19 protein-coding genes are annotated in these 24,916 nt (G+C 52.5%); 1 reads left to right on the forward strand and 18 read right to left on the reverse strand.

Annotated elements, in window-relative coordinates; genetic code table 11:
* Positions 1-45: 45 nt before the first annotated feature.
* The 4 genes from GPK49_RS01580 to GPK49_RS12875 all read right to left on the reverse strand — a co-directional run bounded on the left by GPK49_RS01580 (position 46) and on the right by GPK49_RS12875 (position 9,218).
* Complete coding sequence (locus tag GPK49_RS01580) at positions 46-390, reverse strand: plasmid mobilization protein (RefSeq protein WP_444876929.1); 345 nt, start codon at positions 388-390, stop codon at positions 46-48.
* Positions 387-1,205 carry a DUF3849 domain-containing protein gene (locus GPK49_RS01585; RefSeq protein ID WP_117451355.1) on the reverse strand — a complete coding sequence of 273 codons (819 nt, stop codon included), beginning with the start codon at positions 1,203-1,205 and terminating at the stop codon, positions 387-389. The genes GPK49_RS01580 and GPK49_RS01585 overlap by 4 nt, the downstream gene beginning before the upstream one ends.
* A gap of 1 nt (position 1,206) precedes the next feature.
* On the reverse strand, positions 1,207-8,085 hold the full coding sequence (locus GPK49_RS01590) for an SNF2-related protein (protein ID WP_444876930.1): 6,879 nt from the start codon (positions 8,083-8,085) through the stop codon (positions 1,207-1,209).
* A gap of 776 nt (positions 8,086-8,861) precedes the next feature.
* Positions 8,862-9,218 carry a TnpV protein gene (locus GPK49_RS12875; RefSeq protein WP_117500162.1) on the reverse strand — a complete coding sequence of 119 codons (357 nt, stop codon included), beginning with the start codon at positions 9,216-9,218 and terminating at the stop codon, positions 8,862-8,864.
* On the opposite strand from GPK49_RS12875, the gene GPK49_RS12880 reads away from it, so the two are divergent.
* Entirely contained in the window at positions 9,205-9,972 is a 768-nt protein-coding gene (locus GPK49_RS12880; protein WP_158365192.1) for a hypothetical protein, read from the forward strand. The genes GPK49_RS12875 and GPK49_RS12880 overlap by 14 nt on opposite strands.
* 96 nt (positions 9,973-10,068) lie before the next feature.
* Here GPK49_RS12880 and GPK49_RS01595 read toward each other — a convergent pair whose 3' ends face one another.
* The 14 genes from GPK49_RS01595 to GPK49_RS01660 form a co-directional block, all read right to left on the reverse strand.
* Positions 10,069-10,284: a transposon-transfer assisting family protein gene (locus GPK49_RS01595; RefSeq protein WP_002570996.1), complete on the reverse strand. Its 216-nt coding sequence runs from the start codon at positions 10,282-10,284 to the stop codon at positions 10,069-10,071.
* Between the two features lies 1 nt (position 10,285).
* Positions 10,286-13,336 (reverse strand): LPD28 domain-containing protein, encoded by a 3,051-nt coding sequence (locus GPK49_RS01600; RefSeq protein WP_215676528.1) that lies wholly within the window; start codon positions 13,334-13,336, stop codon positions 10,286-10,288.
* Positions 13,337-13,342: 6 nt separating this feature from the next.
* Positions 13,343-13,621 (reverse strand): hypothetical protein, encoded by a 279-nt coding sequence (locus GPK49_RS01605; protein ID WP_055658145.1) that lies wholly within the window; start codon positions 13,619-13,621, stop codon positions 13,343-13,345.
* Positions 13,618-15,717, reverse strand: a complete 2,100-nt coding sequence (locus tag GPK49_RS01610; RefSeq protein ID WP_215676529.1) for a type IA DNA topoisomerase — start codon at positions 15,715-15,717, stop codon at positions 13,618-13,620. Before GPK49_RS01610 ends, GPK49_RS01605 begins: the two co-directional genes overlap by 4 nt.
* Positions 15,698-16,405 (reverse strand): hypothetical protein, encoded by a 708-nt coding sequence (locus GPK49_RS01615; protein ID WP_009298984.1) that lies wholly within the window; start codon positions 16,403-16,405, stop codon positions 15,698-15,700. The genes GPK49_RS01610 and GPK49_RS01615 overlap by 20 nt, the downstream gene beginning before the upstream one ends.
* A gap of 150 nt (positions 16,406-16,555) precedes the next feature.
* Complete coding sequence (locus GPK49_RS01620; protein ID WP_009298983.1) at positions 16,556-17,308, reverse strand: DUF4366 domain-containing protein; 753 nt, start codon at positions 17,306-17,308, stop codon at positions 16,556-16,558.
* On the reverse strand, positions 17,298-17,549 hold the full coding sequence (locus GPK49_RS01625) for a DUF4315 family protein (protein WP_008723337.1): 252 nt from the start codon (positions 17,547-17,549) through the stop codon (positions 17,298-17,300). The genes GPK49_RS01620 and GPK49_RS01625 overlap by 11 nt, the downstream gene beginning before the upstream one ends.
* 29 nt (positions 17,550-17,578) lie before the next feature.
* Positions 17,579-19,288 (reverse strand): C40 family peptidase, encoded by a 1,710-nt coding sequence (locus GPK49_RS01630; protein WP_118583039.1) that lies wholly within the window; start codon positions 19,286-19,288, stop codon positions 17,579-17,581.
* Positions 19,281-19,655 carry a DUF3851 family protein gene (locus GPK49_RS01635; RefSeq protein WP_002569211.1) on the reverse strand — a complete coding sequence of 125 codons (375 nt, stop codon included), beginning with the start codon at positions 19,653-19,655 and terminating at the stop codon, positions 19,281-19,283. Before GPK49_RS01635 ends, GPK49_RS01630 begins: the two co-directional genes overlap by 8 nt.
* 2 nt (positions 19,656-19,657) lie before the next feature.
* Positions 19,658-22,057 carry a VirB4-like conjugal transfer ATPase, CD1110 family gene (locus tag GPK49_RS01640; RefSeq protein ID WP_215676532.1) on the reverse strand — a complete coding sequence of 800 codons (2,400 nt, stop codon included), beginning with the start codon at positions 22,055-22,057 and terminating at the stop codon, positions 19,658-19,660.
* Complete coding sequence (locus GPK49_RS01645) at positions 22,014-22,469, reverse strand: PrgI family protein (protein ID WP_215676530.1); 456 nt, start codon at positions 22,467-22,469, stop codon at positions 22,014-22,016. Before GPK49_RS01645 ends, GPK49_RS01640 begins: the two co-directional genes overlap by 44 nt.
* Before the next feature lie 2 nt (positions 22,470-22,471).
* Entirely contained in the window at positions 22,472-23,776 is a 1,305-nt protein-coding gene (locus GPK49_RS01650) for a DNA cytosine methyltransferase (RefSeq protein ID WP_009298980.1), read from the reverse strand.
* A gap of 20 nt (positions 23,777-23,796) precedes the next feature.
* Positions 23,797-24,666 (reverse strand): VirB6/TrbL-like conjugal transfer protein, CD1112 family, encoded by an 870-nt coding sequence (locus GPK49_RS01655; RefSeq protein ID WP_215676531.1) that lies wholly within the window; start codon positions 24,664-24,666, stop codon positions 23,797-23,799.
* A gap of 69 nt (positions 24,667-24,735) precedes the next feature.
* Positions 24,736-24,900: a Maff2 family mobile element protein gene (locus GPK49_RS01660; protein WP_081745149.1), complete on the reverse strand. Its 165-nt coding sequence runs from the start codon at positions 24,898-24,900 to the stop codon at positions 24,736-24,738.
* Positions 24,901-24,916: the final 16 nt, after the last annotated feature.

Consider the following 24,916-nt stretch of genomic DNA (forward strand, 5'->3'; position numbering starts at 1 on the left):
GAAGTAATGCCGTTCCTCCCTCCGCAAATGGAGTATCTATCCCTGTTATAAAAGTTTGGAAAGCTGGGTAAGAATTTCCTCTACGCCCTCCCATAACTGTTCCTGCCGCTGGGATATATCCTCCAAGTCAGCATCATAAATCCGTCCAGTCTCATGCACTTTACGGGTCAGCTGGTTTAAGTTGTTGCTGCTTCGGCGCATCAGGGAAACAAGCTCCTTCAACTCCGGCAGCTCCAGCTTGACTACATACCCATCCAGCGCCATTTTTCTTAGATAGGCTTCACGGTTGGAGGTTCCAAACTGAGACATTTTTTGCTCAATCACAGCAAGCTCCTCCGCTGAAACTCTAAAGTTTAATTGCATATCCCGCTTACGCTTTGCCATAGTTATCGCTCCGGCTCCCGTTTCTTCGGGGCGGCAGGCTTATGGGCAGGCAGCTCCTGTTTGAGCTTATCCCGTACTGAGGGGCGGGACGGTTGCAGTTTTTCTCCCTGAGTACGGCTGCGCTGCTGTTCTACACGCACCAGATCAATAAAGCCATCCAGCACAGCAGGGTGGCTGTTTAAGGCATAACCACAACGGACAGTTTCGGGATTATCGTTGGGAATGGTCTTAGCCCATTCTTTGTTGCGTCGGGAGTAGCGCCCATCCCAGTCCTGAAGCTGGACGGTGTTAGCCAGAACCATAGCCACACGCTCCATGCCATAGATCTCGATCACACCCTTTGCCGCATCGTGACTGAGATACATTCCGTCGAAGTGTTCCCGCACCGCCGCTTCAATGGACTCCTTGCATTGGAGATTTGCATTGTTGGAAGCCCGGTACTGCTCCAACTCCCCATGTTCTCTCGCATAGGCGGCAGAATGGGGATAGACCGGTGTTGTTCGCAGTTCCTCTTTGGCTCTGCACACATCATCGGCACGGTTCTCAATGCTGTCCCGGATCACATCCATATAACCGGTCTCCAACTTTTCAAAATAGCGGTACACATCCGCCAGCGGAGAGGGAGATTCCAAAAGTGCCTGAGCCTGGGCATCAGTCAGCTCCAGTTCCTCCATCGCCATCACAATGTCCTCACGAACCGTGTACTCATAGGTGTGGTGCAGGATTTCTTCCGGGGGCTGTCTTTTCAGCCAGGCCCTGTATTTGTCCTGCTCATCGGCCATCTTTTCATAAAGAGCCGTATTCAGATCGTTGGTATTCATGTTATCGCACCTCCTCATGCTGTTTTGGCTTCTTGTCTGTACTGCGGGGCGGCACCGGGCGTTTCAGATGGTCCAATACCGAAGGCCGTGCGCTTTTGGCAACAACAGCCTCAGCGTGTGCCGGCCCCTTTCCGTCGATGTTGAGCAGGGTATCCAGCTCCACCAGACGGGCGTTTTTGCTTCTCAGTTCTTCTTCATAAAGGAATGGCTTTCCAACTTCCTCCTTTGCGGCAGCCTGCTGCTGATAGAGGTTATCCAGCTGGGCCTTTGCCGCCTCCAGACGCTGCGGCATCTGGGCGAGGGCATTGTCGATACGGGTAAGATTTCCGCGAGGGTCTGTACCAAGGGTTGCCCTGTGGGTCATCTGTCCTTTCAGCAGGAGCGTATATTCCTGTTTCCAAGCGGAAAATTCCACGGACATGGCATAGCCCCGGTAGCTTCCGATCTGCACCGGATCGGAGGTTTTGACCTCCTTGCAGGCATCCAAAAGGGCTGCACCGGCGTTCTCCTTATCGGTCAGCAGGTCTCCCCGGATCTCCATACCGGCAAAGCCGTCCTCCGGGTGCGGGTGAGCTGCCAAAACCTCCAGGTCAGATTCAAAGCCCTTGATAAAACCTTTGTGCTTTTCAATCTCCTCCGGGAAGTATTTGAGCAGCTGGTCCTCCAGACGATACTGCTTGCTCTGGTGGTCGGCTTTCATCAGCTTCAGGCGTGATACCTCCACATCCAAATCCATACGCTCTTTGATACGGGGATCTCCGGCGCACAGAGCCTTGATCTCGGCAAAACTGAGGGCGGTTTCATCCACATCATCGCAGGAGCGCACCGGCGATTTAGAGGTCATGATCTGGCTGATGAATTTCTGCTTATTCTCCACCGTCTGCCACAGATAGGCGTCGAAAGTTCCCTCGGTCACATAGCGATACACATGGACAAGGGGATTCTGGTTGCCCTGGCGCTCGATACGGCCCTTGCGCTGGGCAAGGTCTCCCGGTCTCCACGGACAGTCCAGGTCATGAAGTGCCACCAGACGGTCCTGCACATTGGTGCCTGCGCCCATCTTGGCGGTGCTGCCCATAAGCACACGCGCCTGACCGGTACGGACTTTGGAGAACAGCTCCTTTTTTCGCACTTCGGTATTGGCTTCATGGATAAAAGCGATCTGGTCGGCAGGCATCCCCTGGGCAATGAGTTTCTGACGAATATCATCATATACCGTAAAGACCGGTTCCTGCTCCGGCAGAGGCACAGCGCCTTCCAATGCGTGAAGCAGTGGATTATCCAACGTTTTCGCCGCCTTGCTTGCAGGAGCTTTTGCCTGCGGTGTAGAAATGTCGCAGAACACCAGCTGGGTCAGCTTGTCAGCTTTGCCGTCCCGCCAGATCTGCATGATGTTGTCCACGCACTGATTGACCTTTGTGCCAGGTTCATCCGGCAGCATCTGGTTGACGATCCTCTGGTCCAGCCCCAGCTTGCGGCCATCCGAGGTAATCTTGAGCATATTGTCCTGGGATGGGTCAACGGTTCCACTGTGTACCAGCGATGCCCGTTCCGAAAGGGCCTTGACCATTTCCTGCTGATGTTCGGTAGGCTGCGCCACGATGTTGTGGTATTCCACCTCCGGGGTGGGCAGGTTCAGTTGGTCGGCGGTCTTGATGTCCGCCACTTCTTTGAACAGGTTCATCAGCTCCGGCAGATTAAAGAACTTGCTGAATCTCGTTCTTGCCCGGTAGCCGGTGCCTTCCGGTGCCAGCTCCAATGCTGTGACGGTCTCCCCAAATCGGGAAGCCCAGCAGTCGAAGTGAGTCATGTTCAGTTCTTGCAGGCGTTCATACTGAAGGTAACGCTGCATGGTGTAAAGCTCGGTCATGGAGTTGCTGACCGGGGTGCCAGTGGCAAAAATCACGCCACGGTTTCCGGTGATCTCATCCATATAGCGGCACTTGGCAAACATATCGGAGGATTTCTGCGCGTCCGATGTGGAAAGGCCAGCCACATTCCGCATTTTTGTGTATAGAAACAGGTTTTTATAGTTGTGGGCCTCGTCCACAAACAAACGGTCCACACCCAGCTGCTCAAAAGTCACCACATCGTCTTTTCGTCCCTCGGCTTGCAGCTTTTCCAGTCTGGCTTCCAGAGACTTTCTGGTACGCTCCAGCTGCTTGACGGTAAAACGCTCGCCGCCACTGGCCTGTACCTCTGCAATCCCCTCAGTGATCTCGTCGATCTGTTCATAGAGAAGCCGTTCCTGACGCTCCCGGCTGATGGGGATACGCTCAAACTGGCTATGTCCCATGATGATGGCATCATAATCACCCGTCGCAATACGAGCGCAGAACTTCTTTCGGTTATGGGTCTCAAAGTCCTTTTTGGTGGTGACTAAGATATTGGCGGAAGGATAGAGACGCAGAAACTCCGACGCCCACTGCTCGGTCAGGTGATTTGGAACCACAAATAGAGATTTCTGGCACAGTCCCAGGCGTTTGGCTTCCATCGAAGCAGCTACCATTTCAAAAGTTTTGCCTGCGCCTACTTCATGTGCCAACAGGGTATTTCCTCCATACAGCACATGGGCAATGGCGCTTTTCTGGTGTTCCCGCAGGGTAATGGCCGGGTTCATGCCCCCAAAAGTGATATGGCTGCCATCATATTCGCGGGGACGGGTAGAGTTCATTTCTTCGTTGTACTGGCGCACCAAAGTCTGGCGGCGCTCCGGGTCTCTCCAGATCCAGTCCCTAAAGGCTTCCCGGATCGCCTGCTGTTTTTGAGCCGCCAGGGTGGTCTCCTTGGCGTTCAGTACGCGGCGCTCTTTTCCGTCTGCGTCCTCTATGGTGTCATAGATGCGGACATCCCGCAGGTTCAGGCTGTCCTCTAAAATCTTGTAGGCATTGGCACGACTGGTCCCATAGGTGGTATAAGCTGCCACATCGTTGTAGGATACAGAAGATTTCCCCTTGATCTGCCATTCAGCGGTAAAGGACGAATAGTTGACCTCGATACTGCGCTGGAGATAAAACGGGGTGTTGAAGGTCTCGTACATAAACTGCTGGATGTACTCTTTGTCGATCCAGGTAGCGCCCAGACGCACCTCAATCTCCGACGCATCCAGGTCTTTGGGCTGGGCGGCGGTAAGAGCTTCCACATTGACTGCATAAACCGGGTCCTGCTGTGCCGCCCGCTGCGCCTGACGCAGTTTGCGGCGTACATTGCCAGAGAGGTATTCATCAGCAGTCACATAATGGGGCGTTTCGTCCTGCTCCAACTGTCCCGGTACACGGAAGATCACGCCTTGCAGCTCTCCGGCCAGTTCTTCTTTTGTTTTTCCGGTAAGCTGGCTCATATAGTCCATATCCACACAGGCTTTTTCCGAGATGGACACCGCCAGTGCTTCACTTGCCGTATCCACCACAGCCACCGCCTGATGGGGCTTGATGGTCCGCTTGGTGAACATATCTGCCTTACGTTCCAGTTTCCCGTCCTCGTCGATGACTTCCAGCGCACAGAGCAGGTAATAGGAAGAATCATCTGCATAGGCCAGTCGGTTTGCACGGTCATTGATAAGGCCGTATTTTTCAGAAAAGCTGTCATAGAGGCTGTTCAGTTCCGCCTGCTTTTGGGTAATGGTGCTGTCCGGAACCGCTGCATCCATCTGAAGGTCGATCAGTTCCTGCACACAATCACGCAGTCCCACAAGACCTTTTACGCGGGCTTCTGCGGTGGTGTTGAGATCCGGGCGCACCATGCGGCTGTTTTCCCGGTAGTACACCTGCCCGTCTACAATGGCATAAGAATAGTTCTTCACATTAGGATCGGCAGGAATGGAGGTGCCAATGGCTTCGCCTTCGCCCAGCTCCGGCAGCTCTGCCTCCTGATAAGTGCCATGAATGTACTTCACAGCATCATGCAGCTGGTCGGAAAGCTTCAGTCCCTCGATGGGGTTCACGGTGTAGTCCATACCATGTGCAGTGCTTACCGGCTCCTGTCTGCCCAGCACCATTTCCGGGTGGTCGATAAAATACCGGTTGATGGCAAACCCGTCCTCCGTCTGTCCGGTCTGGGTCCATTCCGGCACGATGTCCAACGGGCGGTCCCGTTTTTGGAGGAAGATGATGTCCGATACCACCTCGGCACCGGCATTCTTTTTGAACGCGTCATTAGGCAGACGGATAGCTCCCAGCAGCTCAGCACGCTGGGCAAGATAGCGGCGCACGGTGGAATCCTTGGCGTCCATGGTATATCGAGAGGTCACAAAAGCTACCACACCGCCGGGACGCACCTGGTCGAGTGCTTTGGCAAAAAAATAGTTATGAATACTGAAATTCAGCTTGTTGTAGGCTTTGTCATTGACCTGATACTGACCGAACGGCACATTGCCGATGGCAAGGTCAAAGAAGTCACGCCTGTCGGTGGTCTCAAAGCCGCCTACTGTGATGTCCGCCTTGGGATAGAGCTGCTTTGCGATGCGCCCGGAAACCGGGTCCAGCTCCACACCGTACAGACGACTGTTTCGCATTTCCTCCGGCAGCATACCGAAGAAATTGCCCACACCCATAGATGGCTCCAGAATATTTCCGGTCTCAAATCCCATACGGCCCACCGCTTCATAGATGGCCTGAATGACCGTAGGGCTGGTGTAATGGGCGTTGAGGGTGGAGCTTCTGGCGGCGGCATATTCCTCCGGGGTCAGCAGCTCTTTCAGCTGGGCATACTCGGAAGCCCATGCCGGTTTCTCCGGGTCAAAGGCATCAGAAAGACCGCCCCAGCCCACATAGCGGGATAGGACTTCCTGTTGTTCCGGGCTTGCCTGCTGTCCGGCAGCTTCCAACTCTTTCAGCAAACGAATGGCATTGATATTTGCCTGGAACTTGGCTTTCGGACCGCCTTCGCCCAAATGCTCATCGGTAATGCGGAAGTTCTGTGCATTACGGCGCAGGTTGGCCTTGTATTCCTCATAGGAGGCTTCCTCGGCAGCTTTGGCATTGGGGAAGGTCTGCCACTGGCCATTGACCTGAATGGAAACCGGGTGTTCGTCCAGCACTTCCTCAAAGGGTTTCTCCGACTCAGTCACAGGGGCTGGTGGCTCCGGCTCCTCGATATGCAGCCGTTCCACCACCACATCATAAGGCAGATTGTTCTTATCGCCCGGATAGACGGCCATGGTCTCGGAATGGAAGGTCGGGGATTCGGTAGCCGGTTGGGGCTGTTCCTGTCCAAAACCGTCCTGCTGACGGGCATACATCCCGCGCAGCAAAGGCGCAACCTCATCCCAGCGGAAATACAGCATAGCCAGACGCTTTTCCTCTGCATCCATGACTTCCAGTTCTATGCCCTGTGCCGTGGTACGGTAATCGGCAATATCGCCGGTCTCCAGATTCAGGGTCTCAATCTCATGAGGGTAGGCTCTGCTCAGCCAGTAGGCAATCTCACTGTTGCTCCTGCCGGATTGCAGCAGCGTGGAAACCTGTTTTTTATCTGCTTCATCCATCAGTCCATGGGACAATACATCCCGCAAGTCCTGATCTGCCTTGTCCGGGTCAATGGGAAGAAGCTCGGTATAGTAAGCATTGCGGCGGTCTGCCCGAAGCAACTGCTCGAACTGTTCTTTGCGCTCTGCCCGATAGATGGGATATACCATGCCGGTGGGCAGAAGCTGTACGGTGTCCTCCCGCAGCTCGGTGATCTGATAGGCGTCATCCTCGATATACACGGTATCGCCCACAGCATAAACCGGGGCGGCAGGGTCATAGGAAGTCCTTTGCGGAATTGGACTGCGAACGGCATCATATTCCTCATCGGAAATGGAAATCTCGGAAGTCTGCTCTGCCTCGGCAGCTGCGATCTGCTCTGCATCTGACATCACCTGTTGGATAAATGGGTCATTGTCCAGTTTTTCCGAGTCTGCCACCTGGCCGTTGACGATGCCCCTTTCCTCCAGGGCTTCCCGGATGGCGATGGGGTCGATATTGTCAAAACGGTCCTGTTCTTCTTCGGTATAGAACCGGTCCTCCTGAATGAGCTGGGCGATTCGGCGCTGTACCTTCGGCCAGGGCAGCTGCGTTTCCTCCGGGCTTCCGGCACGGACAACGAACAGGCTGTTGCTGCCGCCGTATTCCTGAGCCAGCCATGCAGCGGTATCTTTCTCTCTTGCATGATCTTTCATATAGCGGACGACAGCGTGTTTACTCTCAATATTGCCGTTCCATGCACAAAGGGCAGTATCAATATCTTCCTGAGAAAGAGGGCGCAGAAGCTCATGGAGCTTTGGATAGGTTTCGTCGATCACTTCCCGGTGCAGACGCTGGCGGAACTCCGGCACATCCGAATAGAGGCGGATCAGCTCCATATCCTTAGAACCAAGGACCGCACGGCGCACAGCGGCATTGCCCTCGATGACAGCATTTTCATGGTCAGAATGACCGCAAGCATTGCGGTATGCGGCATCCTCGGAAATGGCGGCAGTCACCACAGGCTTATACTGCTCAAACTGCTCCCGAAGGGTAGGCTTTGGCGTTTCTTCCTCCACCTCCGGCTGCTGGGCTTGGATGGCATCTTCTTCTGCCAGTTCCTTTTCAGCCTGGATTTTGTCATACTGCGCCTGTTCCTGTTCGGTAAGATAGCGGCCTTTCTGGACAAGAGAGGTAATGCGTTTGGCAACCTTTTCCCAGTTCAAGTGAACATCCGGGCAGTCCTGCTTTTTATAGTGCAGTCCTTTCCCGTCGTGATCTTCGCCGCTGTGTGTTGCGCCGGACAGGGCATGAGAGCGTCCGCCCATGCCATACTCATCTTTGAGGAATCTCACTTTCTCCTTATCCGTATGGTTTTCCATGAAGAAAGTATAGATACGGCCTTTTCCTCCGGCAAAACTGCTGCCGCCGGTCATGGCGGCGTCAATCTCATCCTCGGTAATAAAGTGCTGGACGGTTGGCACTTGGGAAAGCTCTGAAGAAAAGGTCCTGCGGGGCAGGTCAAGGTCCTTCAGGTTCTCCCAGATCTCCCTCGGTCTATGATAGTGAAAACGCAACAGGTCACGGTCCTGCTGATAGGCAGTCCAGAAGGCAGCGTATTCTTCCTTGAGGGTCTGGCGGAAAGCAGGGTCACTCAGCTGCTCATTCAGGCGGCGGGTCTCCTCCGGGAACCCATTGCCTTTAATCTCTGACAGGCAGGACAAATATCCGGCTTTTCTGGCGTCCTCACTGAGATCGTGATACAGATACCAGAGCTTTTCTGCAAGGAGGGAGCGTTCATAGCCTGCCGCTTCTGCAAGCTCCACATTGGAGGCAAACTGACCACTTTCCAAAAGCTCCCCGATACGCTCTGCGGCGCTCTCCCAGGAAATGACCTGGGCAGACCTGTCATAACGGACAGACTTCCCGTGGGAAAGATGGATACCATCCTCGGCATACCATGCGCTCACACTGCCAAGACCGTTGCCGCCGTGGTACAGCGTTTTCAGTATCTCGGCAATCTCAGCGGTGGTTTTCTGCTTTTCAAAGGCTGCAACCACACGCTCCCTCTGGCGGTCTGTATTGCCGCCCAAACGCAGCACATGGTCAATATCATTTTGGGCAAAAGAAAAAGCAGAGGATGTATGCGCTACATACTCTGCTTCATCTATGGATTGGATCTGTTCCGCTTCGGAGAGGAACAGGTTTAGGGTCAGCTGTTGATAAGCTCCGCCATCAGAATTTCCTCTGCCTGAGCTTTGCAGGTGTTCATCAGCCCCACCCACTTCATGGGATCGCTGGCTTTCAGTTCCTCGGTGGCTCCCGCTTCCTTCGCCAGCTGGGGCATCATCTGCTCCAGTCTGTTCTGGGCGGTCTCGTCGATCTCCAGAAGGTGCTGGTACAGCTTCTCGCTCAGCAACATCTGGTTGTAGAGGATGGGACGGTGTTCCTTCAGGTAGGTTTTCCTCATCCTGCCGTATTTGCCCAGAGGTTTCTCCGGCTGCTGGCTCAGCTTCAGGTCGGGAATCAGATAGTCTCCGTTCTGGATGTAGGTCATGGGATTGTTCATCTTGTTTGCTCCTTTCTTGGTTGGCTTCGCGCTCTGCATTTCGGACGGTGACGCCGATCTGCCGCAGCACCTGCTGGTTGATCTGACTGACCGCTGTTCCCAGCGCCCCGATGGTGGACGGGGTGTTGAAATCAAAGATCGCCATGAAATCTTCGTGGTCGAAGTAGCGTTCCGGCTCCAGTCCACAGCGGGACATCAAAGCGTAAGTGATGCTGACGGTGGCGGCTGCCTTGAACTGCACTCCGATGTTATACTCATCATATTCCTCCAAAAAGGAACCGTCAACGATATAGAAGAAGTCCTGCTGATGCTCCGTCCAGTATTCCTCGGCCAGTTTTCCGGCTACCTCCGTGAGCTGTCCGGCAAGGTCATCACCGGAAACATCATAGGTGCGCTCCAGCATGGCCTGCACGGAATCCAGATGGCGCTCCTCCAGCTGCCACAGCCAGGGAGTGCGGGAATGTTCACGGGTTCCGGTGTCGGAAATATCAAAGACATAGCGCAGGCGTGGTCTGTCTCCGGAATCGTCCACCAGAGCGATCCCCTTGGAGCCGCGTCTTACATACCGGCCCATCTTTTCATTCCACAAATCGTACTCTGCACAGGCGGTGGCGTCCGGTCGCTGGGCGTAGATCATCAGCTGCTCATGGAACGGGTACTTGTAAAGACGGGAAGCAGTGGTGAGAAACCCTGCCCATTCCTGCCAGCTCCCCGTGAGCTGTGTTGCCACCTTGTCCGCCATCTGTGCATATAGTTCAGCTTTGGTTAGCATGGTGTTCTGTCCTCCTTTCAGTTTTGGGGTAAAGAGGTGGGGTGGCAAATTGCCACCCCATCCCTGCGGTTATGCTGTTTACTGGTCAAAATCCGGGTACAGCTCCAGCTGGGCAAAGTCCTCATCGGTCATCGCACAGAGCTTCGTAAGGGCGCTGTCGGTTAGCTCCCTCAGTTCCGTTTCCTCCGGCGAAAGCTCGCCGCGCATCTCACGCAGGCTGTCGATCAATCCGGTGCGGCTGCCGGTATTGTAAATGCACATCAGGTTCATTTCCTCAAAAGTAAAGTTTCCCATATCAAATCTCCCTTTCCGCACTCTTTTTTGGTGCTGTCTTTTTGTGTTCTGTCTTGGGCTGGCCTTTCAGCTGCTCCATGACGGACTTTTTCTTTTCCCGTTCCTCCCGATGGGTGGCGGCTGCCAACTCCATCAGGGAAATGGGCTGACCGCTTCGGGCCTGCTGTTCCAGCTCTGCCACCGTAGGCTCTTTTGCGCCATTGTTGATGATACCGTCGATCATGCCATAATCGTCCTCCAGGGCCATTTCCGCATTTTTCAGCGGATTTTCCGGCAGGAATCCGGGGATCTGGGTAAAACCAACGCTGTCGCAGTAATGACAGGATACCTTACCGTCCTGTTTGATCGCAACGATGTCGCTGACGCTCATGGAGGGACTGTGAAAGTCTACGGGTTTTTCCAGATTGAATTGCTGATAGAGTTTTTCCAGCTGCTCCGGCACAGTGCCAGACTCACTCAGCGGAGCGGTGTAAATGAGGTCATAATTGCTGCGGTCTACGGAAACATCATGGGACTCTAACCAGTCCAGATTCATAAAGCGCACATTTTGCGGATCGTTACGGCTCACCTGGTAGATGGCAAAGCAGTTTCTGTTCTGGGAGAGAAATGCCTGTTCTCGTTCCTGCTGATGTTCCTGACGCTCCATGACCTTTTCGTGGAACTGAGGGCTTTTCTCCCATTCCTCGCGGTCCACACCGAAAAGACCGCCATGCTCCATGATTTCCTGCGGGTCAAACACCATGCTCTCCGTATTGTCCTCATGCAGCACATAGACGGTCAAACCGGCAGCATCCAGTTCCAGCGCCCGTTCTCTTGTAACAGGGAGCATCCCGTCATAAGAGTAACCGTATTTCTGCATATCCGGTGTGGAGACCTGCTCATCGGGCGTTGGGTATTCATCCAGCGCCTGCTCCTGTGCCTCCGGCAGCTGGGAAGAAGCGACCATCTGACCGACCTCTGCCTGCATCTGCTGATAGGCAGCTTCCTGCAAGGTCTCGATCATAGACAGGGGAGCGTGTCTAAGTGAAGTGCTGTCCAGATCGTTGTCATCACAAATCTGGAGAACTGCCTTCATGCGGGAAAGCTCCGGCATATCCAGCTGACCGCCATCCAGCTCTTTCATGGACGCGGCATCGTAAAGGGTGTAGTCCCAGCCGCTGTCACAGGGCTGAATATGAAGATAGGTGGCATCGTCAATTAGAAACAAAGCCTCCTGCTGGTTTGCCTCCGCATCAAGAACCGCCATTTCCGGCTCTTTTTTTGCATTGGGGTCAATTCCACGCTCTTTGCAGATTTCCTTATAGTGGCGCTCAATGTCAGAGATCAAAGTGCCGGAGGTCTTATTGATGGTCTCCAAACTGGCTCTCAGCTCTTTCAGTTCCTTGCCCTGACTCCAGCTGGCAATATAGCCGAAGCTGTTTTCTCCGGTTTCAATGCCAAAATATTTGCAGACTGCATAGGAGATGCTTTCAGCCTCTACTTCTTCCGTGTGACGGTCTTTCTTCTGTTCCTGCAAAAACTGGGCGAGAGTAGAAAAGCCGCCAACAAAATTCAGTCCTTCTTCCTCGGTCAGCATCAGGCGTCCATCTTCCGCCAGCTCCAGCGGCTCTGTCAGCAGAACGGAACCTGCATGGTTTACAACCACTTGTTCTTCTACACAGACCGGCTCTCCGGGGTCGTAGTCAGAACCGCGCAGGTCATAGCAATAAACGCCCTCCGGCAGATTATCACGGACAATCCGCCCATTGGAGAACAGACCGGGTTTATCAAACAGCTCGATCTCCTGATATTGCTCGTCATTGGCAATCTGAATCTTTTTCTGATTGTGGAGCTTGCTGTGGGCAATCTCGTGTACTGTGGCCGAAACCGTCTGCACCTCACTCATGCCCTGACGAATGGCGATTTTCTGATGATCGGCAGAAAAATAGCCGTCCGTATCGGCGGCCATTGCTTCAAAAGTGATCGGCACCGGCGCACTGCGGCGCAGAGCCTCCATGAATGCCTCATAATTTGGCACATTGCCGGAAAGGGAGGAAGCAAGCTCAGGCAAAGGTTTCCCGTCGGTCTGGCTCACATCAAAGACCTTGACCGGGCGAAACATGGGGATCTCGATTTCTTTTTCCTCTGTGACGATCTTTCCGTCTTTATCCAAAATCGGAGCCTTGGTATCCGGGTCCAGTTTCTGCTCCTCGATTTTCTTCTTATATGGTGTGGGAGCAATGATGGTAATGCCATGCTCTCCCTTTTTAACATGACGCTCAAACTGGTCTTTCCACTTATTGTATCCGGCTACCAATGTAGCGTCCGGCTTCTGCATATAGATGAGCATGGTGTTGTTTACCGAATAGCGGTGGAAGCGGGACATGACGGACAGATAGCGCATATACTTTTCACTCTCAAACAGTTCCTTGATGCCCTGCTTGATGCCATCTGTGATTTCCCTTAGCCGCTCTCGGTTGGTGGGTTTGTTCTCAGCCATGATTTTCAATCTCCTTTCCAAATGTGTGATTTCTGCTGTGTGTTCTGCAATCCATGCCTTTTGTTCTTCTTCACTTTCATAAAGAAAAAGGTCCAACAGGTACTCTACATAGGTTTTCTCCTGGATTGCTTCCACAAAACGGGGGTGCGGTTCTTCCTCCGGTGTCCGGGGAGAATTGTCGGCCTCCCATTTTTTCAGCAGATAGTAGTAATCGGACAGTACGCGATAACACCGCTGCCGGTCCTCCCGAAACTTTTGTGCCTCTGTTTTCTGCCGGACATATCTCCTACGGGGAGGGGCCTGACTGTCATAGATCAGGCCAAAGTCCTGTGCCAGTTTCTCCGCCGCTTCTTTTGGGGAGAGGTCAAAGAGCTTTGCGGTAAAGTCGATCACATCTCCATCTTCACCGCAGCCAAAGCAGTGGAACCGCTGGTCTATCTTCATGCTGGGGTTCTTATCATCGTGAAAGGGACAGCAGGCCATGCCATTTCGTTTGACCTCGATCCCATAAAACGCTGCCGCATCTCTGGTGCTGACCGACTGCTTGACTGCTTCAAATACATTCTCTGTCATGTGCCTTTAACTGCCGGACTTTCTCACAGGGGGCTGGTATCCGGCAGCTTTCGCACGCTCACTGGCGGCTTTGCGGCGTTCTGCGCTATATGGCTCCCTGACTGATACACACCGCTTTGGGACGGTAAAGTTATGGGCGTCCTTTCGGGTGATCTGGTCGGGGTGCTTTTTTGCCAGCAGATCCAGCTTCTCCATCAGACGGGGATCATGAGTATAGATCTCAGCCATTGGTTCTGCCTGGTTATAGAGGAGAATGGTTTCCCGTTCCACTAAAGAGAGCTTCATCGGCTGCCTCCTTTCCGCTGGTCAAATTCCAGCTTGAAGTTGGCGTACTGTCCATCATCCTCCAAAACCACAGCGGCATCGTAGGTCTTTCCGGTTTTCTCCGAATATAGGCCCGTCACACGGACACGGCCATCGTTCAGCAGCGCAGACACCACAGCTTTGGTCGGCTGTTTTTTCTTGGCAGCCCACCATTTGTTGTTTTTCCAGATTGCAAATTTGCAAGAATCATTCTGACAGAAGAAGCCTTTTTGCAGTTCTGCAACTTCACCGCCGCAGCGAGGGCATTTGCCCACCACCTCACGGGGCGGAGTGAACAGGTACTCAGTTCCCCTGATGACCTGATAAGTTCCCACCAGGTCTTTCAGCATGGTGCTGATCCCGTCCAGAAACTCCTCTGGGGCAAGCTGCCCGCGCTCGATCTCGCCCAGTCGGTACTCCCACTCGGCAGTCAGAAGCGGCGATTGCAGCTGTTCCGGCAGAACGGTGATCAGGGAAACTGCATCGTGGGAAGGGAGAAGCTGCACCGTTTTCCTGCTCTTTTTTCGTTCCAGAAAACCGGCAGATACCAGCTTTTCCAAAATACCGGCACGGGTGGCCGGTGTCCCCAGACCCTTTCGCTCGGCATCCTCCGGCATATCCTCTTTTCCGGCAGTCTCCATCGCGGACAACAGAGTGTCCTCCGTAAAGTGCAGGGGCGGACTGCTTTTGCCTTCTTTGACGATTGCAGCAACAACCGAAAGGGTCTGTCCTTCGGTCAGCTCCGGCAGGGCTTTCTCTGCGCCCTCTTTTTTCGGCTCTGCATCCTTCATTTTGGCACGGTAGGCGTCCTCCAGTGCTTTCCATCCGGGGTGCTTCACCGTTTTTCCTTTGGCGGTAAACTCCCTACCGGCACACGCTGCAATCACAACGGTTTCCGAATAGATATGGGGCTGGGCCACGGCACACAGCAGACGCAGGGCCACCAGCTCCAGCACCGCTTTTTCTCCCGCAGGAAGGGCAGAAAGGTCTGCATCCTTGAGATTTCTGGTAGGGATTACTGCGTGGTGGTCGGTTACTTTCTTATCGTTGATGACTGTCTGCGGATCACAGGTAATGGCGATCCCTTTGCGAAACGGCATAGCATTGGCAACCAGATTCACCAACACCGGCAGGCTGTCTGCCATATCACCGGTCAGATAGCGGCTGTCAGTACGGGGATAGGTGCAGAGCTTCTTTTCATACAGGCTTTGCAGATAGTCCAGGGTCTGCTGGGCCGTAAATCCAAGCAGGCGGTTGGCATCTCTTTGCAGAGTAGTCAGGTCATAAAGGGCAGGTGGCTTTTCGGACTTTTCCTTGCGCTCCACCTTTTTGATTGTGACATTTGCACCCTGACAGGCTTCTTTCAGCTGTTCGGCAGCAGCTTTATCCGCCATGCGCTCCCCGGATACGGTAAGACCGGGCAGCTCCAGCGCCACGGTATAAAAGGGAACCGGCTTAAAAGTGTCGATCTCAGCTTCTCGCTGGACAATGAGTGCCAGCGTTGGGGACATCACGCGCCCGATGTTGAGGGTACGGTGATACAGCACGGAAAAAAGCCTTGTGGCATTGATCCCCACCAGCCAGTCGGCCTTGGCACGGCAGAGGGCAGCATCCCTAAGTCCGTCATAGTCCGCACCGGGGCGCAGGTTTGCAAAGCCCTCCCTTATGGCGGAGTCCTCCATCGAAGAAATCCAGAGGCGTTTCATGGGCTTTCGGCAGCCTGCCAGCTCATAGACGCTGCGGAAGATCAGCTCACCCTCGCGTCCGGCATCACAGGCATTTACCACTTCCATCACATCCGGGGCGTTCATCAGCTTTTTGAGAATATCAAACTGCTTTTTCTTATCCTTTCCCACCACCATCTGCCAATGCTCCGGCAGAATAGGCAGGTCATCATATCGCCACTTGGCGTACTTGGGGTCATAACTGTCTGCATCCGCAAGCCCGGCCAGATGGCCCACGCACCAGCTGACACGCCAACCGCTGCCCTCCAGATACCCGTCCTTACGGGCGGTTGCACCAATCACCACCGACAGACTTTGTGCAACCGATGGTTTTTCAGCAATCACCAGCTTCATAATCTTCAACCTCCCATTCATTCTGCCAATTATCAGACAGTTTTTTTGCAATGCTGTGTTCTGAGGCAAGTGTAATGTCATAGCCAAAGCGATAATCATATCGGTACAACCTGCCAATCAAATCATTGATTATGATATTGCAGGCCATAATCACACGCTCTTTATCCACCTGCATCAGTTGATAGCGTTGATAATTGTTGTAATATTCTCGATGTCTGTGGGTTCTGCTGACCGTATCTTCCATCAGACAATCTATGGCATCTTTTTCACCATCTTCTTTGCTGCCCTGCGTATAAGACAACAGTTCCTTAACCATGGGAAAACTTTGTTCATCTACCGTTGCTTCTTCGCTCAAAAAACCGATATAAGCTTTTAGTAACAGGCTAACGGCTGTTTTTTCAGCTTCAGATAAAGCGTTCATGGTCTCCGCTGCATCAAGCAACAGCTCCTTTTCCACAAATTCATCTATCTCACCAGAATAAAGCATTCGGATTGAGTCCACACATAAAGAGCGCTTTTGGGGTGCGGTCTCAATTTCAAAATCATAAAGATCCAAGTCATCGTCCTTCTTTGACTTTTTTTGAACTTTGCTGATAGCAGTGAAAAGAATGTCTCCTCCAAAGTAAATTCCGAAGGCGACCAGATCAAAAATAATCAGAAAGTGTAATAACCAGTTCCAGGTGTTCATTGTGAGGTCCTCCTTTCTTTGACCATGTGCTGCTGATTTTGGGTGTGGATTTACAGTAAGAGAGTGAATAGAGCAGCAGAGGGCAGGAATTTCTCCCTGTCCTCTGTCCCTTATCCCGCAATGATTTGAAATACGCTACGCTCAAATAGTTCAATCTGCTCTATCGCGTTCCTCATTAGGGTCAGAACCCTCAAAACCATCCTCAAGGACTTCCTCATCTTCGGTTTCCCATTCCTCGGAATCTTCCTCGCCATAATCATAATCGTCCAGGCTGTCATTGCCCTTGGTCTTAGGCTTATTCTTAACGAGCTTCAAGTAGGCAAATACGCCACCGCCGCCCAGCAGAGCCAGCAGAAGGATCAGGGCAGCCGGGTTCAGTCCGGCAGGCTTCTCTTTTTCCGGCTCCGGTGTTTCTGCCGGAGGTTCCGGTGCTTTGCCCGTACATTTGCTCATATCGGTTGCACAGACCGGGCAGGCCGTATTGACTGTCCCTGTTTCACATTTTGTCGAACAGCTGCACACAGCAGGCGGCTCCTCTTTGGGTTTTCCATCTTCCATCAGTGCCATCAGGTCCGCTTCATCCACCTGGTTCAGAAAGTGAACAGCAGTCTTTTTATCTTCGTTGGCCCTGTCGATCAGGATATAAAAATAGTTGCCTGCCTTGGTGGTAACGGTAATGAGCTGCTTGTTGCCACCAAAATCATCCACCAGAGCGGCGTTGCCATCCGGGGTCAGCGGAGGTGCTTTTTCCGTTTCTTCCACCACCACATTGCTGTCATTGGTGGTATCCTCTGCCGGGGGCGGCGCTGCGCCCTGGGCAAAAGCGGGAACAGTAAAGCCCGATGCCAGAACCAGCGTCAGGCAAAGGGCGGAAAGTGTTCGGAGCAATCGTTTATTCCTCATAGCTGTTTTCCTCCTGTTCGTTGTTGTCATCCACCATACTGCCGGAAACTGTGCCGCCGGACAGCATGGCGCTCAGCTGGGCAGGGGTCATACGCAAAGCGCGCACCATCTGGACGATTTCCAGATTTTCTGCCTCGATTTTCTGTGCCTCCAGCGCCTTGAGCTTTTCCTGATATTCTGCGATCTTCTCGCGGACCTTTGTAATCTCCTGGTCAATGCGTTCAATTTTGTTCTTTGCCATCGTCTATCACTCCTTCTAAAAAATCTCTGTTACCAGTTCATCAGGCCGTAGCCCTTGATACTCTGATAATTCAGGTCATAACTTTTGATCTTGCAGGCATCGCCGGAATTTCCCTCCACGGTATAAACACGGCTGCCATCGGTGCCGACAACAATTCCCACATGGTCTGCGGAACCATCCAGATCCCAATCGAAGAAAATGGCATCACCGGGGGCAATGTTTTCATATCCTCGTGCGCCCCACTGTCCATGAGACTGGAACCACGGAACACCCTGAGACTGACAACCAGCAAAGCGTGGTTCCGTTCGACCGGATTGACCATAGCACCATGATACAAAGCAGGCACACCATTCCACACGGGAGTCAAAGCCGTACCAGCTCCAATAAGGTTGTCCTCCCACATTGCCCACCTGACTTTTCGCCAGTTCCACCAGCTGCGGATTGCCGGGGCGGGAGCCATTGATAAATTCAACACCAGTCAAATCTTCAGAAACACCTGTATCGGGGGAACCGCCACCAAATAACAGCGGCTTATTGCCCATAGTCTGTCGGTAGACCTGGTACATCTCCATCTGCTCCGGAGTCAGTAGTTCTGGCGCAAGAGAGGCAATGGAACGGCTTGTTAAAGTTACATGGAGAATACGATATTCATATTCATGCTCATCCCCGTCTTCGTCAGTGTAAGTGCGAATCTGAATTTCTTCTCTCAGCGTGAGCTGATACTGTGCATCAAACACACGACTCAACTCTGCCTGTGCGCTGTGGCGTGTATAGCCTTGCAAGACAGCAGAGAGAACTGCCGCCAGCTCATGGGGGTCATGGCCAATCATATCCAGGTTATAGCGATACTCGTCATACCCTGGGTGGCTGCTTTCGATGTTGTCGATTTTCTCCTGCAACCGAGCTTCTCTGTCTGCATAATCTGCCTCCACCGCCAGCATTTCCGGGTCATCCGATGGATAGGTAGTGCCGGAAATTACAGAACCAATACTCTGTGCCATCATAGAGCAGGAGGACATGGTATTCATCAGCATACAGACGATGAGGAACAAAACCCCTGCGATCAGGAAGCCCTTCTTGTGGCGCATGACGAATGCCCCTGCCTGCTGTGCCTTTTCTTTTACCGTCCTTGCGGCTTTTCCGGTTTTGGACGCAGCCTGGGCGGTATTTCCGGCAGTCTGACCGGTGCGCTTGGCGACGGCATACTGCTTTTTGATACTCTGTTTTTGCTGCCAGCGGGAGAGAGGGTTGCTGGCAAACTGAGGATTTTCCCGTAGGGACTTCTGGTACAGGGCATTTACATTTGCCTTTTCCAGCTTCTGCTCGGCCTGGGCTGCTTTGCGGTACGGCTTCAGCTTGTGGCTGCGATAGCCCTCCCGCACCAGATAAGCGCTGGTCTCCACCGCCTCCTCGGACTTGTGGGCGCTTTCCACACCCACATTGTCCTGTTCTGTTTCCCGGATCTCTTTGTGAAACTTGCCCGCGACCAGATGGACGGGAGCTTCCTTAACCCCTTGAGAAAGTTTGGAAGGTGGTTTTTTCTTGTCCTCAAAGGTCAGCTTCGAGGTCTTTTTCCCGGTGTCCGGGTCAATGACCGTCTGTCTGACTTTTTTCTTTGGAATATTGGCCTGCGCCTTATCTGCTCTGGCCGTAGCTTTCTCCGTTTTGCGGATCGGCTTTTCCAGTGCAGGGTCAGCCCGTTCCTCATCAGTAAAGCGCAGGCGCGGCTCTTTATTCAAACCAATCACCCATTAGGATAGCATCCATCATGTGGTGCAGCTCCACATAGAGGGCCAAACCTTCCGGATCATATAGCGGATGCACGGTGAGATACGCATGGACTTGCGCCAGAATCTCAGAGAGCATTGTGATAGGTCTGCACCCTACAATGGTTGCTGCACCAGGGGCACACATCATATTCGCCCAAATCGAAAAGAGACGGGCAAGACCAATTTCGCCATCCTCATTCAAGGTTTTGAGTTCTTTGTCAGCGGTACGACACTCAACAACAGCGGAGGCCATTACCGGAAGCAACATGAATTCGTGAGCCTCCAATGCCTCACGGAAAAAAATCATGGTATCAAGTTCGCAAATATTCTGTTTCATAGTTATTCATCCTCCTTTTTCAGTTCCTGGGGTTTGGTGGTCATAATGCGGTAAAGCTCAGTATTCTTCGGGAAGTGGTCAACGAAGGGCAGGATGGTGGAGCCATAGAACAGCAGGCCCTCGCCCTCACCGGAGTGGGTCACATAGCTAAGCTGGTGCGTGGAAATGCCCAGCTGCTTGGCGAGAATCTGACGGTCTCCGCCTGCCTGGTTGAGCATATACACGAAGTCGGAGTTTTCAAAGATGTTCTCCACCTCGCGGCTGCTCAAAAGGTCTTTGACATTCTGGGTGATACCTGTCGGAATACCGCCCCATTTGCGGAATCGCTTCCAGATTTCCACCGTATAAGCGGCGGTCTGCTCCTCCTTCAAAAGCAGGTGCATCTCGTCGATGTAATAACGGGTGGACTTGTGGGCAGCGCGGTTAATGGTAACGCGGTTCCACACCTGATCCTGGACCACCAACATACCGATTTTCTTGAGTTGCTTGCCCAGCTCCTTAATGTCATAGCAGACAATGCGGTTATTGATGTCCACATTGCTCTGGTGGTTGAACACATTGAGGGAGCCGGTTACATAGATTTCAAGGGCCGTGGCGATATACTGGGCTTCCTTTTCCTCCTGTGAACGGAGCAGGTTATATAGGTCCTCCAGTATGGGCATATTCTCCGGCTTTGGGTCATTGAGATAGGTCTGATAGACCAGACGCACACAACGGTCGATGATGGTTTTCTGCACCGGCTGCAATCCGTCCTTACCGCCCACGATCAGCTCACACAAGCTGAGGATAAAGTCAGACTTGAGCGACAGCGGGCTTTCATCATCCGAATAGTCCAGGTTCAGATCCATCGGATTGATGTAGTTGGTTGAGGTAGGCGAGATCTTGATGACCTGCCCATGCAGACGCTCCACCAGAGGTGCGTACTCTGCTTCCGGGTCACAGATGATGACATCATCATTGGTAAGCAAAAAGCAGTTGGCAATTTCTCGTTTTGCGCTGAAGGACTTACCGGAACCCGGCGTACCCAAAATCAAGCCGTTGGGGTTTTTCAGCAGCTTTCGATCCACCATGATGAGGTTGTTGGACAGAGCATTGATGCCGTAGTACAGAGCTTCTTTCCCGTTCTGGAACAGTTCCTGCGTAGTGAAGGGCACAAAGATAGCTGTGGAACTGGTGGTCAATCCTCGCTGGATCTCAATCTGATTGAGACCCAGAGGCAGACAGCTCATCAGCCCTTCTTCCTGCTGGAAGTCCAGCCTGGTCAGCTGACAGTTATACTTCTGGGCAATAGAGCCTGCCTGAAAGATGTTGTTGCCAAGCTGACGGGGATTGTCCGCTGTGTTCAACACCAGAAAGGTCAAAAGGAACATTCTCTCATTGCGGCTCTGCAAATCCTGCAAGAGTTTTTTCGCTTCACTGCCGTAGGTAGCAAGGTCAGATGGAATGATGTCCATGTCGTATCCGGCACGGACTGCTTTTTTCTGTTCCTCGATCTTGCTGCGGTCCAGGTCGGTAATCTTCCGCTTTACCGTTTTGATGGCTTTCACCTGATCCACCGACTGAATGTGCATACTCACAATGAGCGAGCTTTCCATATCCAGAAAATCAGCCAGCAAACGGTCATTCAGTTCCGGTGCGAGAATCTGCAAAAAAGAAACAGTCCCGTATTTCTTACCCATACGGAACTGCTTGCCGGTGCGGAACTCAAAGGAGCTTGGTGCAATAAAATCCTTTGTGGACAGACCGGAAGGAGCCAGCCAGTCCCATTCAAACTGAAACGGGAGTTGTTCATCCATGTGGAATACCGCATGAAGCTGAGAAAGCCTTTCTTTACCGTCCAGCGTTCTGGCAGCTACACCAAGACGCTTGAAGTTATTAAGTATATCGGTCTCAATACGCTCCAGACGGGGCTTGGCGGCTTTGATGCTGTCTGCGTCGATACCAAAGGTCAGGTATTTGGTCTTGATGAGACCGTTGTTACCTCTGGCCAGCTGATTTTGCAGCATTGTGGTGTATTCCTCGCGGATACTGTCAAAGGCATCCCTCTGGGGCGGGATGGAAATGGAGTTAGCAAAGGTCTCCTCCGATGCCGCAAGGTTCAAAAAAGACAGCTGGAAATGAATCGAGCTGTCAAAATAATTGAGGAAATCACACCAACCCTCAAAGATTGCCGTCTTATCTTCATTTTGGGAGAGCTGATAGTTGATGTCCTGAAACTGGATGGTCTTTGTGTAGTGGCTGTCCGATATGCGGCAGATTCCGTCCGGCCACATCCGTTCATAAGGGATACTGTCCTGCGCAGATTTTCCTTTTTTGTCCGTGCGGTTAGCGCGGGCAATGGCCGCTTCGATCTGCTTCTTATCGGCGCGGGACAGCTTTTTCTTTGTCTTTACCGGCTGCACAGTTTTTTCCTCGGTTTTCCCGAACATCCGATGCAGCCATTTTTTTATTGCGGTGAACAATGTCATACACCTCCTTATCGAGCATTTCCTGCCGCTTTAATACGGCATAAAAGTTATTGGTCTGGTAGGGACGCTGCTTGGGACGGATCACAGCTACTTTGAGAATGTTGCCCGCGATCTTTTCCAGGGGCTGTCCATGCTTTTCGTACATAGCCAGCATAAAGAAGGGCAGCATAACCAGCATCATACACATAGCCGCTACACTGTTTCCGGTAGGTTTTCTGAGCAAAAGGAAAAGCGGTACGCCAATAAGCGCTCCGCCCGTGAAGCAGATAAGCTGCCGCTTGGTCAGATTGAACATGACCTTTGTTTTGACTTTTGTTAAGTCCTTGGGTACGGGTACATAAGCCACAATTACACGCTCCTTTCTGACAACACCTGATAAATCCCTTGCATGATGTAAGCAACACAGGGAACAGCCACGCTGTTTCCTAACATCTCATATCGCTTTGAATCACTGATTATCCCATGTTCAAAATCGTATGCGGTCCATCCATCCGGGAATCCCTGCAACCGCTCACACTCCATAGGGGTTAGCCGACGCACAATATATTTTCTCTCTGGTTGGGCGACCAACGCTCCGCAAGGTTGATATGCCATAAGAGTTGGAGCCAATTCCTCCTGATACCCTATACTGCCGGCCGCACTTCCTGCTTTATAGCGGAAACCGGCACTGACCATGGCGGGAGGAGATTGTGACATAGCAGCTATGATTGGCAGATTTCCGTGTGTTTGGCTTCGCAGAGTAGGAGAAATATTACTGCGCTCCACGCTCATAGAAGCTCCGCCCTGGTCGTTGAGTATGACAAGCGGCGCAACAACCGCATGACGGTCTGCCCCTGTCAGGGTATAAGAAATGTCACTTTGGTATCCAGCTCCATTTCCTCCGTTATGCGGCTGGCGTCCAATGATATTGCCCACAATGCAGTACACTTCGGTATCGCTCAAATATCGGTCTTGCGGGACTGTTCCTCCAGCGCTGCTTGCAGCAAAGGAGGTAAGTGCTTGCCGCGGCGTTCCGCCCGATTCAAAATACCCTCGCAGGCTTTTGGGGACAAAAAGTATTTGTCCGGCACATTTTCCTCTAAAATCAGCGACAAGGAACACGCGCCTGCGTCGCTGTGCTGTTCCGAAATATTGGGCGTCGTACACGCACCAAGCGAGATCAATTCCTCGGCTTCGTACCATTCCGGCGTTGGCCCATCGCCCAGAATAAGGCATTGGAACCGGGGTTTCTGTGAACGCTTGCAGCACAGCCGCAAAGTCACATCCTCCTGCGGATGACAAAGCTCCGGGGACGTTTTCCCATATTGCGATTTGCGGATATTGTCCATGTGTTACCTCCTGCATTTCTCGAATAATACGGATTGCTTCAGAAAACAACCCGCTGCGCTCATCCGCTAACCCTAACCTGCGTCCGCTGATGGATAGTCCCTGACAGGGTGAACCAAAAGTGATGATGTCCACAGGTGGCAGCTTGCGTCCGTCCAGTTTTGTAATATCTCCTACATGGACCATTTCTGGAATATGCCGTTTTGTGACCGATATGGCTGTCGGCAGAACTTCACTTGCCCAGACAGGACGGATTCCATAAAATAAGGCGGCATAGGGGAAACCCCCTATCCCGTCAAAAAGTGTTCCTAAAGTTATCTCTTTCATAATGTACCTCCCGACATAGTTTAATGAGCCTGAAAGACTGATTTTGCGAGACTGCCGGTTTTGAACAGCGTAAAACATAGCAGCACGGTGTAGCCCACGCAGCTCCAGATCGCCATGATGATGTCATCTTCCAGAGCGATGTTCTGCACCAGCACAGCATAAATTGCCACGCAGACGATGATGAGAAACGCCTGAAAGCCCAGCGCCAGCAGGGATCGGAGGTAATTCTGGCCCATACCGCCCCATTCTTTACCCATCATTGCAGCCATTGGAACGGGAGCCACCGAAGTCACAAGGTAGATTTCGATCATACGGCCATAAATAACGATAAAGATACAGATATATAACGCCCACATAGTAATGCCAATAAAGAGGGATTGGAACCACAGTCCGAACAGCGGTCCCAGATCCATTTCCATCAGCCTCGGTTCCAGATCGGTCATAACTGAGGAAATGTCAATGGACGCATCCGAATTGATAACCCCTGCCGCCTGCGCCACTACGCTCTGCGCCATATCAAAGACGCCCATCACGATATTCCATGTATTTGTGACAATGAGGATGGCAGCGGCTGATTTGAACACCCACTTGAAAATCATCCAGGTGTCCACATCATGCAGGTTGTTCTTGTCTGCGATCATCTGGATCAGGTCTACGGTCATCACGATAGCCAGGATCACGCCTGCAATCGGCACCATGATGGAGTTGGACAGATTCTCAATCATGCTGAAAATACTGCCATTCCATCCCTGTGGGGCCTGGCCTACCTGTACGGATATATCCGCGACCTGCTGGTTTACACTGTCAAACATCCCCGAAAGGTTGCTCATAATGCCGCCCACCAGCATTTCTTTCAGCCAATTTGTCAGGGCTTCAAGTAAGAAATCCATACGGTGTCAACCTCCTTTCCGCCGCCCCCGCAAAACTGCGGAAGCGGCAAGGATTTCATACGGAGACGCTTAGACAGAGAAAAGCCCGGAGAGCAGAGGTACAAGGACCATGCCTACCACGGCTACACCAGCACCGGCCATGAGCTGCTTCATGCCCTGGCTCTTTACTGATGTGCGATAAAGAAGTAATAGAAGTGTAAAAAATTTTGCCGTTCCTATCCGGCACTTGCGCATTGTGTCGGATAGGTCG

The sequence above is a fragment of the Clostridium sp. MCC345 genome, assembly GCF_018785345.1.
Classification (GTDB): domain Bacteria; phylum Bacillota; class Clostridia; order Lachnospirales; family Anaerotignaceae; genus Anaerotignum_A; species Anaerotignum_A faecicola.

Excerpts from the sequence above, each read along its gene's own strand:
- GPK49_RS01585 (WP_117451355.1), bottom strand. The coding sequence starts at position 1,205 with ATGAATACCAACGATCTGAATACGGCTCTTTATGAAAAGATGGCCGAT.
- GPK49_RS01590 (WP_444876930.1), bottom strand. The coding sequence starts at position 8,085 with ATGACCGGCGGCAGCAGTTTTGCCGGAGGAAAAGGCCGTATCTATACT.
- GPK49_RS12880 (WP_158365192.1), top strand. The coding sequence starts at position 9,205 with ATGGGATTGTTCATCTTGTTTGCTCCTTTCTTGGTTGGCTTCGCGCTC.
- GPK49_RS12875 (WP_117500162.1), bottom strand. The coding sequence starts at position 9,218 with ATGAACAATCCCATGACCTACATCCAGAACGGAGACTATCTGATTCCC.
- GPK49_RS01595 (WP_002570996.1), bottom strand. The coding sequence starts at position 10,284 with ATGGGAAACTTTACTTTTGAGGAAATGAACCTGATGTGCATTTACAAT.
- GPK49_RS01600 (WP_215676528.1), bottom strand. The coding sequence starts at position 13,336 with ATGACAGAGAATGTATTTGAAGCAGTCAAGCAGTCGGTCAGCACCAGA.
- GPK49_RS01605 (WP_055658145.1), bottom strand. The coding sequence starts at position 13,621 with ATGAAGCTCTCTTTAGTGGAACGGGAAACCATTCTCCTCTATAACCAG.
- GPK49_RS01610 (WP_215676529.1), bottom strand. The coding sequence starts at position 15,717 with ATGAAGCTGGTGATTGCTGAAAAACCATCGGTTGCACAAAGTCTGTCG.
- GPK49_RS01615 (WP_009298984.1), bottom strand. The coding sequence starts at position 16,405 with ATGAACACCTGGAACTGGTTATTACACTTTCTGATTATTTTTGATCTG.
- GPK49_RS01620 (WP_009298983.1), bottom strand. The coding sequence starts at position 17,308 with ATGAGGAATAAACGATTGCTCCGAACACTTTCCGCCCTTTGCCTGACG.
- GPK49_RS01625 (WP_008723337.1), bottom strand. The coding sequence starts at position 17,549 with ATGGCAAAGAACAAAATTGAACGCATTGACCAGGAGATTACAAAGGTC.
- GPK49_RS01635 (WP_002569211.1), bottom strand. The coding sequence starts at position 19,655 with ATGAAACAGAATATTTGCGAACTTGATACCATGATTTTTTTCCGTGAG.
- GPK49_RS01650 (WP_009298980.1), bottom strand. The coding sequence starts at position 23,776 with ATGAAAGAGATAACTTTAGGAACACTTTTTGACGGGATAGGGGGTTTC.
- GPK49_RS01655 (WP_215676531.1), bottom strand. The coding sequence starts at position 24,666 with ATGGATTTCTTACTTGAAGCCCTGACAAATTGGCTGAAAGAAATGCTG.
- GPK49_RS01660 (WP_081745149.1), bottom strand. The coding sequence starts at position 24,900 with ATGCGCAAGTGCCGGATAGGAACGGCAAAATTTTTTACACTTCTATTA.